General features: G+C 54.6%; 13 protein-coding genes and 1 pseudogene. 9 read left to right on the plus strand and 5 right to left on the minus strand.

Going from position 1 to position 11,641, the window contains the following annotated elements; genetic code table 11:
• Positions 1-52: 52 nt before the first annotated feature.
• Positions 53-1,201 (plus strand): HD-GYP domain-containing protein, encoded by a 1,149-nt coding sequence (locus DS878_RS01000; RefSeq protein ID WP_113814074.1) that lies wholly within the window; start codon positions 53-55, stop codon positions 1,199-1,201.
• Between the two features lie 41 nt (positions 1,202-1,242).
• On the opposite strand, the gene DS878_RS01005 is transcribed toward DS878_RS01000, so the two are convergent.
• Complete coding sequence (locus DS878_RS01005; protein ID WP_113814075.1) at positions 1,243-1,674, minus strand: CBS domain-containing protein; 432 nt, start codon at positions 1,672-1,674, stop codon at positions 1,243-1,245.
• 206 nt (positions 1,675-1,880) lie between these two features.
• Between DS878_RS01005 and DS878_RS01010 the strand changes: the two genes are divergently transcribed.
• Both DS878_RS01010 and DS878_RS01015 read left to right on the plus strand, forming a co-directional pair.
• Complete coding sequence (locus DS878_RS01010) at positions 1,881-3,242, plus strand: alanine/glycine:cation symporter family protein (RefSeq protein WP_113814076.1); 1,362 nt, start codon at positions 1,881-1,883, stop codon at positions 3,240-3,242.
• Positions 3,243-3,404: 162 nt separating this feature from the next.
• A complete protein-coding gene (locus tag DS878_RS01015) occupies positions 3,405-4,058 on the plus strand; it encodes a peroxiredoxin (protein ID WP_113814077.1) in 654 nt (217 codons plus the stop codon).
• Positions 4,059-4,131: 73 nt separating this feature from the next.
• Here DS878_RS01015 and DS878_RS01020 read toward each other — a convergent pair whose 3' ends face one another.
• The 4 genes from DS878_RS01020 to DS878_RS01035 form a co-directional block, all read right to left on the minus strand.
• Positions 4,132-4,914, minus strand: coding sequence for a MetQ/NlpA family ABC transporter substrate-binding protein (locus tag DS878_RS01020; protein WP_113814078.1), 783 nt, complete (start codon positions 4,912-4,914; stop codon positions 4,132-4,134).
• A 183-nt stretch (positions 4,915-5,097) separates the two neighbouring features.
• On the minus strand, positions 5,098-5,763 hold the full coding sequence (locus tag DS878_RS01025) for a methionine ABC transporter permease (protein ID WP_113814079.1): 666 nt from the start codon (positions 5,761-5,763) through the stop codon (positions 5,098-5,100).
• Positions 5,763-6,770, minus strand: a complete 1,008-nt coding sequence (locus DS878_RS01030) for a methionine ABC transporter ATP-binding protein (protein ID WP_113814080.1) — start codon at positions 6,768-6,770, stop codon at positions 5,763-5,765. The genes DS878_RS01025 and DS878_RS01030 overlap by 1 nt, the downstream gene beginning before the upstream one ends.
• A gap of 114 nt (positions 6,771-6,884) precedes the next feature.
• Positions 6,885-7,502, minus strand: a complete 618-nt coding sequence (locus tag DS878_RS01035) for a hypothetical protein (RefSeq protein ID WP_113814081.1) — start codon at positions 7,500-7,502, stop codon at positions 6,885-6,887.
• A gap of 194 nt (positions 7,503-7,696) precedes the next feature.
• Between DS878_RS01035 and DS878_RS01040 the strand changes: the two genes are divergently transcribed.
• The 6 genes and pseudogenes from DS878_RS01040 to DS878_RS15500 all read left to right on the plus strand — a co-directional run.
• The gene (locus tag DS878_RS01040) at positions 7,697-8,836 is read left to right on the plus strand and encodes a hypothetical protein (protein WP_113814082.1); all 1,140 of its coding nucleotides are present in this window, start codon (positions 7,697-7,699) and stop codon (positions 8,834-8,836) included.
• Entirely contained in the window at positions 8,827-9,594 is a 768-nt protein-coding gene (locus DS878_RS01045) for a sulfite exporter TauE/SafE family protein (protein ID WP_113814083.1), read from the plus strand. Before DS878_RS01040 ends, DS878_RS01045 begins: the two co-directional genes overlap by 10 nt.
• A 137-nt stretch (positions 9,595-9,731) precedes the next feature.
• Positions 9,732-10,550, plus strand: a complete 819-nt coding sequence (locus DS878_RS01050; RefSeq protein ID WP_113814084.1) for a MotA/TolQ/ExbB proton channel family protein — start codon at positions 9,732-9,734, stop codon at positions 10,548-10,550.
• Positions 10,537-10,932: an ExbD/TolR family protein gene (locus DS878_RS01055; RefSeq protein WP_113814085.1), complete on the plus strand. Its 396-nt coding sequence runs from the start codon at positions 10,537-10,539 to the stop codon at positions 10,930-10,932. The genes DS878_RS01050 and DS878_RS01055 overlap by 14 nt, the downstream gene beginning before the upstream one ends.
• Complete coding sequence (locus tag DS878_RS01060; RefSeq protein ID WP_113814086.1) at positions 10,929-11,339, plus strand: ExbD/TolR family protein; 411 nt, start codon at positions 10,929-10,931, stop codon at positions 11,337-11,339. Before DS878_RS01055 ends, DS878_RS01060 begins: the two co-directional genes overlap by 4 nt.
• A pseudogene (locus DS878_RS15500) lies at positions 11,336-11,641 on the plus strand (energy transducer TonB); the annotation flags it as partial. The gene DS878_RS01060 and the pseudogene DS878_RS15500, both read left to right, overlap by 4 nt.

Below are 11,641 nucleotides of genomic sequence, written 5' to 3' on the forward strand. Positions count from 1 at the left end.
AGAGTCGTGATCGTACTCAAACCAGACAAGCCATACAGGAATCAGCCGGATTTTGAGTGACCTCGTTCGAATAGCCCCCGGCGCATTAATCATCGGCCGCCCTTTACCCTGGGACGTATATGACGCCGATGGACATATACTGCTTTGCCAGGGTTATGTAATCCAGACCGATTCGCAGCTTGAGCAGTTGTTTGAGCGTGGCCACTTCGAGCCCCGGGTTATTGAGGCGCCTCAGGAAGACACCGAAGTACCCGGCAGTGACACCGAATCCAACCCGTTTGCGAGCTACCCCGGCTACCTGCATACGCTTGAGCAAGCTCTGGCAGCAATCGCCGATAGCAAACCGGAAGCCCGCAAACACTTGCAGGATCTGGCGTATGCTCTGGAGCAGGCCTGTATAAAGGCGCCAGACTCCGCTCTGGCACTGATACACCTGTACTCCGTTGGCCCCACAATCCACGAACAGATCATTTTTTACGCCATACTCTGCCAGCTTATCGCGCGGCAGTTCGGACTTGATGAGCAGCGCATTCCAATACTGACCGAAGCCGCCCTGAGCGCAAACCTTGCCCTTGTGCCTGTCGCCGACAAACTCAATGCTTTCAACAAGATCCTGAGCACTGAGCAACGAAGCGTTATACGTAAACATCCACAACGGAGCATTAGCGCCCTCAAAGCAGCGGGCATTGATAACGACCTGCTGTTTACTATTATTGCGCAGCACCATGAACAGGCAGACGGCGGGGGTTACCCGGACGGCCTTAGTGGTGCAGATATCCGGCCCGAGTCGGAGATCCTTGCTATGGCCGAACGCTACATCGCCATGATCACAAAACGTGCGTACCGCAAACGGATGAACGTAACAGCTGCGCGCAAACTGATCTCCAGTCTGGCAGACGGCACCTACAGGCCGGCCATTCCCAAAGCTCTTCTGCATGTTTTAGGCGAGTATCCGCCGGGAACTCTGGTACGACTGGAAAATAATGAGGTGGGTGTAATTACCCGCAGACCCTTGCGCGCCCGCGGACCGTTTGTACAGGCTGTTTTCGACCCTTCAGCAAACAGCTATGACACACCCCGGGAACGCGATACCAGCGTACAGGGCTTCAATATTCTGGCAATAGAGGAGCCTGACGTAATGCCCTCCATGGACTTCAGCCAGATGTGGGGCTACAACAGCGAGACTCCCCCCCGGAACTGACATCGGTGGACAAGACTCCTGCACTGGCCAGCTCTGCCGGATCAGTCATCACCATTTCCGAGCCTGGAAAGCTCAACCCCACAACCAATGCGGGCCAGTTCAGCCAGCACACCTGTCCGCGTAACTATGCCAATAAGCTTTCCGTGCTCCACCACAGGATATACTTTCGGTTTGCCAGAACCGAGTTTCTGGGCAAGGTCGACAATGGCTGTTCCTGGGGAAATAGCCAGGGGCTCACGGAACATGACATCGTCAACCACCGGATTTCCTTCACAGTGGTAATTGCTCACCAGCAACGCATGAATGCAATCCTGTTCAGACACAAAACCGACTAAACGACGCTCAGCGTCAACCACCGGCAACCCGGAGATGTGATTCTCAAGCAATGCCCGGACTACATCAGCGAGCGGCGTACCGCATCGGACAGGTTCAATATGATTGGACATAACATCGACAACTTTGAGCGCAGCCATAGGTGCCTCCTCGCATTTCTGCGATCATCCAGAGGCTCCGGTCAATCCGGGCCCCTCTCCCTGTAAACATAGGCAAACGACTCCAAATCCTCCAATTTTCTCCCGCTGCCGGTTTACTCATGGTAATAACCGACTAAACTCAACCAGTTATAGCCCAGACGGGCATGATTACGACCTCAAGCTTATGGCATACACAGGGGGCTCCCATGGAAGCTATCGAGAAAATCATTGGGGACATCAACGGGTTGGTCTGGGGACCACCGATGCTGGTACTTATTCTGGGTGCTGGCCTGTTTTTAAGTCTTGGCCTGAAACTGATGCCGATTCTCAAGCTCGGCGCTGGCTTTCGCCTGATGTGGAAAGGACGCAGCTCGGCGGGGGCTGAATCAGACGGTGATATCCCGCCGTTTCAGGCATTAATGACGGCACTTTCAGCAACCGTAGGAACAGGGAATATTGCCGGCGTTGCAACTGCGGTTTTCCTCGGCGGACCTGGCGCTCTGTTCTGGATGTGGCTGACAGCCCTTGTAGGCATGGCAACAAAGTACTCAGAAGCAGTTCTTGCTGTGCGCTTTCGCGAAGTCGATGAGCGAGGAGCCTATGTCGGTGGTCCTATGTATTACATCCGCAATGGTCTGGGCAAAAAATGGGCCTGGCTGGGCGTGCTGTTTGCCATCTTCGCAGCCATAGCAGGGTTTGGCATAGGCAATACCGTGCAGGCAAATTCGGTCGCTGATGTAATGGATGCTACCTTTGGCCTGCCACACTGGATCACCGGCGTTATTCTGATGGTACTGGTAGGCATGGTGCTGATTGGCGGTATCCGCCGTATCGGTCAGGTAGCCAGTGCGCTGGTTCCCCTTATGGCCATATCCTATCTGATCGCCGGCCTGGTTGTATTGGCACTCAATGTAGCCGATATCCCTGCGGCCTTTGCTTTAATCATTAAACATGCTTTCAGCCCGATCGCTGCCGAAGGTGGCTTTGCTGGCGCTGCTGTCTGGGCAGCTATCCGGTTTGGTGTTGCCCGCGGCATTTTCTCCAACGAAGCCGGTCTTGGTTCCGCCCCTATCGCCCATGCGGCAGCGCAGACCAAAAACCCGATTAATCAGGGTATGGTGGCCATGCTGGGCACGTTTATCGATACCATCATTATCTGCACCATTACCGGCCTGGTCATCATCACTTCAGGCGTATGGACATCGGGTGAGTCGGGCGCAGCGCTCACTTCCATGGCCTTTTCTGCGGCCCTTCCGGGCGTCGGCGATTACGTGGTGGCCATTGCACTGGCTATCTTCGCCTTTACCACCATTCTTGGCTGGTCATTTTACGGTGAACGCAGCGTCGAATTCTTATTTGGCGTAAAGGCCATCGTGCCTTACCGGGTTGCCTGGATTGTGGCTATTCCAGTTGGTGCTTCCGTAAATCTGGGCATGGTCTGGCTGGTGGCCGATACGCTGAATGCCATGATGGCTCTACCCAACCTTATTGCTCTGCTGCTGCTCAGCCCGGTGGTGTTCAGGCTGACCAAAGCGCATTTCGACGGGGAAAAAGCGGCAGGGCTATGATGCGATAATCATTATCCGGCGGATGAGATGGATCAACTGCCCCTTGTAATCACATACTTTCGCATCAAGGATTCTCGTATACACTGAACGAAAGGGGCTGGCGGCCACACCGTCAGCGTTTCGGACAACACCACTGCCAATCAGCACAGAAGGAGACCAACGATGAGTTTACGTCTAGGCGACACTGCACCGGATTTCGAGCAGGACTCCAGTGAAGGCAAGATTTCATTTCACGAATGGTTAGGTGACAGCTGGGGTGTGCTGTTTTCTCATCCGGCTGACTTCACCCCTGTGTGCACCACTGAGCTTGGTCTTACTGCCAAGCTTAAAAGCGAGTTCGAAAAGCGCAATGTTAAAGCCATCGCGCTTAGTGTGGATCCCGTTGATTCCCACCAGGAGTGGATCAAGGACATCAATGAAACCCAGGGCTGCGCCGTAAACTTTCCTATCCTGGCCGATCAGGACGGCAAGGTTGCAGAACTGTATGACATGATCCACCCCAACGCAGACAGCACACTCACCGTGCGCTCTCTGTTTGTGATTGATCCGAACAAGAAGGTTCGTCTGATCATCACTTATCCGGCGAGTACGGGTCGTAACTTCAACGAAGTGCTGCGGGTGATTGACTCCCTGCAACTGACCGACGAACACAAGGTCGCCACCCCGGGCAACTGGGAACGCGGCGGAGATGTCGTTATTGTGCCATCACTGCAGGATGAGGAAGAAATCAACAGGCGCTTCCCGAAAGGCTATAAAAAAGTGAAGTCCTATCTGAGGGTGACTCCGGATCCGACAACCAACTGGGGCGGAGATTAATCTGTAGCGCTGGTTGCTGGAAAAAAGGCCGGGTAGCGACAGCTACCCGGCCTTTTTTGGATCATCGTTCCAATCAGAATGCTGGAACTACGGCACCTTTGTACTTCTCTGTGATGAAATCACGGACTTCATCGGATTTCAGCGCCTTTGCAAGCTTCTGCATCGCTTCACTGTCCTTGTTATCGGGGCGGGCAACCAGAATATTCACATACGGAGACTCTGAGCCCTCAATGATCAGTGCGTCTTCCGACGGGTTAAGACCTGCTTCAAGCGCGTAATTGGTGTTGATCAGAGCCACATCCACCTGCCCGAGAATCCGCGGCAGCGTTGCCGCTTCCAGCTCCTTGAAGTCCAGATCTTTCGGGTTGTCAGCAATGTCACGCGGGGTTGCAGTGATCTTGCTGCCTTCTTTCAGGGTGATCAGGCCGGCCTTCTGCAACAACAGCAACGCCCGTCCACCGTTGGTCGGGTCGTTTGGAATCGCAACAACTGCACCGTCCTTCAGATCATCCAGGGAATCGATCTTGTCTGAGTATGCGCCAAACGGCTCAACGTGCACGCCGGTGACGGTCACCAGGCTGGTACCCCGGCCTTCATTGAATTCGTCCAGATACGGCTGATGCTGGAAGAAGTTGGCATCCATACGCTTCTGGTCTACCTGTATGTTTGGCTGGATATAGTCGGTGAAGACTTTCACATCCAGTTCCACACCTTGTTCTGCCAGCTGTGGTTTCACGAATTCCAGGATCTCTGCATGAGGAACCGGTGTAGCGGCCACAGATAGCTCTGCAGCGGCGGCTGCACCAGAGAAGGTAGCGGCGGCAGCCAGTGCTGCGATTGTTTTCTTGAGGTTCATATATCAATTCTCCTGTAAACGCATGACAAGCGTGATGACTTAACTGAAAGTTCTGGGCCGCTGGCCGGAAAGCCCTTCCGAAAACGTGGAGCGCCACGGATGGCGCGACCGAGCCCTACAGGGACGTATTTACGGGCGTTTTTCGGAAGGGCTTTCCGGCCAGCGGTTTACACCGATACGAGCCTACTTACGACTGAAATACAGAACCAGACGATCACCGACCATCTGCAAAACCTGCACAAAAATAACCAGCAGCGCCACAGTGATTACCATCACATCCGTCTGAAAACGCTGATAGCCAAAACGAATCGCCAGGTCACCCAGACCGCCACCGCCGATAACACCGGACATAGCCGCGTAGGACACCAGCGTAATGGCCGTAACAGTAATGCCGGCGATGATGCCCGGAAGCGCCTCTGGCAGCAAGGCTCCGAAAATGATCTGGCGCACGTTGGCCCCCATTGCCTGGGTCGCCTCAATTATGCCCCTGTCGACTTCCCGCAACGAAGTCTCCACCAGCCGGGCAAAGAAAGGTGCTCCACCAGCCACCAGCGGCGGAATGGCTCCGGCCACCCCCAGAGAGGTGCCGATAAGCATTACGGTAAAGGGAATCATCACAATCAACAGGATGATGAAAGGTACCGAGCGCAGCACATTCACGACAAATGACAACACCGCGTATGCGACAGGCTGTTCCAGCAGCTGACGCTTGCCCGTGAGAAACAGGAGCACTCCGATCGGCAAGCCAACCAGTATGCTGAACAACAGCGACATACCCACCATGACCAGAGTATCCCAGCTTGCTATGCCAATCTCTGGCCAGTCCACGTTACTCAGTAAAGCTTCCATCAGCGAACCACCTCCACGTGAACATCGGCAGCTTCCAGAACGCTCATGGCAAGATCCAGATCACCGCCGATCAATGACAGTGTCAACTGGCCATAGGGCGTGTCTTTGATATGATCAATGCGGCCTGAAAGAATACTGAAATCCACTCCCGAGGCACGTGCAACACTGCCCAGAAGCGGTTGGTATGTGGATTCACCTCTGAACGTCAGGCGCAGAATACGACCATTGGCTTTTTGCAGATCCCGCTGGTGTTCCTGGCTATCAACACTTTCGCTCTCGAACACGAAATCCCGGGTGGTGGGGTGCTTCGGATGCAGGAATACATCGCTGACAGGTCCCATTTCCACTACCCGGCCACCATCCATGACAGCAACGCGGTCACAAACCCGGCGTACCACATCCATTTCGTGAGTGATGAGAACAATGGTGAGGCCCAGCTCCTTGTTGATCTCTGCCAGCAACCGCAGCACAGACTGGGTTGTTTGCGGATCCAGAGCACTGGTGGCTTCGTCACACAGAAGAATCGTTGGCCTGCAGGCCAGAGCGCGGGCGATGCCGACACGCTGTTTCTGGCCACCGGAAAGCTGTGAGGGGTACTTGTCTGCGTGATCCGTCAGGCTGACGCGGGCCAGCAGTTCCTGCACACGATCCCGGATTTCCGCTTTGGAATAAATACCCGCCAGCTTCATAGGGAAGGCGATATTATCCGAAACGGTTTTTGAAGAAAGCAGATTGAAGTGCTGGAAAATCATGCCGACTTTACGGCGAAAAGCTCGCAGTTCAGCAGAGCTGTAACGGGTGATATTCTCGCCATCAATCAGGATATCGCCACCAGTAGGCGGTTCCAGAAGATTAATCAGGCGCACCAGAGTGGATTTACCCGCCCCGGAATGCCCGACGATACCAAAAACCTCGCCGGTTTCGATGGTCATATCAGTCGGATACAGCGCGGGGATCGCCCGGCCGCCCACCTGATACGACTTCTGTACCTGGTTAAATACAATCACGGTCAGCGCCTTGTGGGTGCAGAATTAAGGCCGGCGATTATAGACTATTCGCATGCCAAACCCGAATGCGGGTTTTCCCCACATATCAGCCCACTGACCGCCCAGATATATCTCTTAGTGCAGCGCCCGCAGCTGCCGGGGATACAATGCAGCACTCACTTCAGGCTCTTCCAGAAGGTCTGCCAGCTCAAGATCAACATCGGTTTCTTCACCGTGCTCCGGCAAAGGCTCAAACAGTGTGCTGAGCCAGGATGTGATCGAGGGCTCTTCATCCCGTCTGTAGTCTGACGTCAGTGCTTTGATACGGCGAAAGCCAATGATGCGCTGGTGCTTCGGATCCCGGATTTGCTCAAATCCACGCCAGTAAACATGATCCCGTGTGTGTAGTTGCACAAACAGGGTGTCTATTGGTTCATTTGACTCGTCCCCGGCATTATCGGCAGTGTTGGCATTATCTGCGCCGCCACTTTCTGCCGGCTCAGTTTTTTTCTGACGGACCGTTGTCCATGCAGGGTAAAGAACTGCTACGGCATCTGCTTCAACATGCTCGCGGGCTGCGCGGAGAATTAAACCCCAGCGTGCCTTGTCGGCATCAGTTTCAAGTGAGTTGATGGGCAAGTCATAGCTTTGTTCGCTGGCCAGAACAATTGCCATCATCGGAGCATCGAGCTCTCCCATGGCTTCTGCCTGTGCTACTGATACCAGTTCGTCGATTGCCATCGGTTGGTTCATAATATGCTCGCCTCCACGATGCCATCAGGGTGAATCGGGAATAGGTCTCCCTGATACACAGCATAGCCTGTTCCGCATTGAAAGATAAACGTGGGGATTCGATTTACGGATAACAAGCCCGTGGCCGGGGAAAACCAGTCCTGTTGAGAGTAACATCCACAGAGGTTGACCGGGATACGAGGGATACAACATTCATGAACTCAAAAATTACCAGCTTGCGCCAGCTCACCCTCATTCTCGTCCTGGCCGTATCAGGGCATACAGCCGCTCTGGCCGAAGAAAGGAAGGTTGAGGATAAAAGCGCCGACGCCGCAGGCTGGACCGCCATAGTACGGGACTCACCCTACTGGGCAAGCCAGGGTGTTTATCAGAACATTCTTACTATCCGCCGCTGGGTGCTGAAAGAGTCGGGCTACTGTTCAGACTCTGAGCGTCATATTCTGTTCGACATGCGGGGGCAGTTTCTCGGCTGGATCAGCAACGGGGCCGACCGCGCAACAACCCAGAAACGCCTGAACGATACCCGTCAGTCGCTGCACAACAAAGGGCTGACCGAAGACTGGGTTGCCGGCGACCGGGATACCAACGGCTATCCGTTTGCACTGGCCTGTGATCAGCCCCATGTGGATCTGGACCTTGCCGTAAGCCGCTATCTGGGCATTCAAACCAGTGATCGGGTATGGGGTGCCTGGGACGATCTGTCCTTCGCAACCCGTGATCAACCGGGCTCTCTTCACGATGCGCTGATGTATATCGTCCAGCGCCGGAGCGAACAAAACCGCTATACTCTGCCAGTGGTTTTGCCCAGATATCTGGCCGGTCAAATCCTGATTGAAAGCGGCGGTCAGGCAAGAGCCCACTCCCGCGCTGACGCCAAAGGCATTCTCCAGCTTTCACCCTCGGCACTGAATGACTGCCGGATCAAACCCGGGAACTACTGGCATCGGCTGGCGCAGATTGATTGTGCTCTGCGCCTGATGCATCAGAACGCCCGCAACCTGCAGCCTGTCTTTGAAGAACGTTTTGGCCACCTGCCGGAAAACAAACGCAATGAGCTATTCGTGTTGTTGCTCGTGCAGGCATACCACGGGGGTGCGGGCCGTGTTCAGGCACTTCTTGATGACGAGTTACTGGCAAAACCAGCGGAATATTTTGCTGCTAATCACCAACGCTTTACTGCAGGCGACATCGCATTCGGCATGGTATTCCATAATCTTGGTCGGGACAGGCTGGGTCTGGCGTCACTGTACTACGTGGCTGATGTACAGCTGGCAACCGAAGCACTGTGCCGGACAAACCAGCTGGCGTCCACAGAGTTTTGCGCATGGAAATAACACTGTTGCCAGAAAGCCTGAGCCTTTCAGTAGCGATTTTCCTGCTCGGAAGCTCAGTTATTACCTCGATGATTACCGCCAGTCTGGGCGCAGGTGGGGGTGTTCTTCTACTGATACTGATGGCCTCATGGATGCCTGCAACAGCAATCATACCGGTTCATGGCATGATACAGCTGGGCTCCAACAGCGGTCGGATGCTGCTGACCTGGAAGCATATCGACTGGCGGGTTATTGCTGCATTTATCCCGGGGGTTATCGCCGGAGCAACGGTAGGGGCCTGGCTACTGGTAAGCCTCCCGGCCTACCTGTGGCAGCTGGCCATTGCCATGTTCGTGCTTTATCTGTGCTGGGGCCCGGCATTGCCGAAAGGCGCGTTTGGCAGCGCCGGTATTTTCATGGCATCTGCAGTCACCAGCTTCGTAAGCCTTTTCGTCGGTGCTACAGGCCCCTTGGTAGCGGCTTTCATTAAACAGATCCACGGGGACAGATTTCAGGTGGTTGCAACCTTCGCAACCGCGATGGTTCTGCAGCATGCCCCCAAAGCCCTGGTTTTCGGCATGACCGGGTTTGTTTTCGCCCATTGGCTGCCATTCATCCTTGCCATGATTACCTGTGGCTTTGTCGGCACCTGGCTGGGATTACGCCTCCTGAATTCTATCAATAACCGCTGGTTCAGCAAGGCTCTCAACCTGATCCTGACCATCCTGGCTTTGCGTTTGCTTTGGCAAGCCAGCCTGGCAGCCGGCTGGTGGACCTGAGCCCGCGCTCAGATTGAGGTGCCACGATAACCCGTTACGGACAGGGAAATCGGCCGGTACGATGTAGGTTACGCACTTGCAAACACAATGATAATCGTTATTATTAGTAACAAATTTCATTAAGAGCGATACCTGTCATGAGCGATTTTCTGGCGCCTCTGGGCTCCACGGTGACTGATGGCCCTCTCAATCAACTGTTAGCCATGGGCGGCCCGGTTATGGTGGTGCTGCTTGCAATGGCAGTTCTGGGCCTGGTCACGTTTGTTTACCTGATGCTGTTAGGTGCTCTCTACGCACCCAGGCTGTCCAGGAAACTTAGAAATCTTATTGCCCAGTGGCAACAGACTCCATCTGAGGTAAATCCTCAAGCGGTTCGTGAACAGACTGGCCGACTGGCTAAACTGAACCCTTTGCAGAATCTGGTCATCAATACCATTGAGGCACGACAGAACAACCAGGACGACCGCCAGGTTCGCGAAACCTCCGCGCGAGATGCCCAGCATGGACTCGAACCATTTGAAGCGCCCCTGAAAATTATCGAAGTGATCGCCGCCCTTGCACCCTTGCTCGGCCTTCTGGGAACCGTGCTGGGGATGATGGAAGCCTTTAGTGCCATGGCTGCAACAGAAGGCCGTGCCAATGCATCACAACTAAGCGGCGGTATCTATGAAGCGCTGACCACAACCGCCGCTGGTCTTGTCGTAGCCATTCCATTCGCAGCGCTGGCGGCCTGGATAGAATTCCGTTTACGGCGTATCCATAAGGTCGTAAACAGCACCCTGGTTTCTGTACTGACCGTAACGCCTGAAGCCTTTTCCGGTCAGCAGGAAGTCGTAAGCAGGGCGGTGAATGAAGCCCCCGTGGCGGCAGCAGCCAGCCGGCCCCGGCCGGAATCACAGGAAAAGCCTGCAACCGAAGCTCTCAGCAATCAGCGTTTCGTCCATGCAACTGGTTGAACCCAGGCCCAGCCGGCCAATACCGATCCGTATAACACCACTGATTGATGTGGTGTTCATCCTGCTGGTATTTTTCATGCTGACCAGTCGTCTGCTGCCGGTGGATCACCTGGAACTTGCCAACAACACAGACGGCAGAAGCACCATAACAGGGGAGCCATTGCCCCTGCTGGTGGTTACAGAAAGTGGCGAAGTAGAGTGGCAGGAGCTCACTCTTCCAATCAACCAGTTGCTGCCTCAGCTCCGCAATGCCGGTATCTCCGAAGTAAACCTGACTACCGCACCGGATACTCAGCTGAATCTGTTCACATCCACCCTGGGTGAGCTGTCCCGTAATGGCATTAAAACCCACTGGAAACGTGCGACCGAAGAAACACCATGATCGAACTGGTCCCACCACCATCCACATCAGGCAAATCACTGATGGAGCGGGTGGAAGATGCCCTTCTGCCACTTATCAACCTGGTTTTCCTGCTGTTGATGTTTTTCATCGTTGCGGGGCAGCTTGCAGACGACCCTTTACCTGACCTTCCAGCTACTCCTCCGAGTACCGAGCAACACTCGCCCCAAGCCGATCTGTTCGTGGATGCTGATGGCCATTGGCGAGTGAGTGGTGAAACACTAGATGAGCAAACCATACTTCAGCGACTGCCAGAACCGGATGCACAGAACCCTTTGAAGATTGCTGCGGACAGCTCCATCTCCATGGCCGACCTTGAAACCCTTTTACGAACGCTGGAGCAGGGCGGCTTCGAGGAAATCCTGCTACTGACGGAGCCTGAAACATGAGGGATACCGGAAGAGCTGCTCGTATGGGCCTGCTGGCAATCGCTGTTGTTCTGAGTGCAGGCATTCTCCTGGCGGCAGCACCGGAGAAACCCATAGAGCTGAACCAGCTTGGCAACGCAGCCGTCAATACAGTCCCAGCCATCAAAATCTCGCTTGCGGGGAAATCCGCGGCTGCACCCGCAGAAAAAGCTGAACCAGAAACTGTTCAGGAACCCGAGCCCAAACCAAAACCAAAACCGAAGCCAAAGCCAAAGCCAAAACCTGAAAAAAAACCGACGCCGACTCCAGAGCCAGAGCCAGAG

Source organism: Marinobacter sp. F3R11 (assembly GCF_003318275.1).
GTDB lineage: Bacteria > Pseudomonadota > Gammaproteobacteria > Pseudomonadales > Oleiphilaceae > Marinobacter.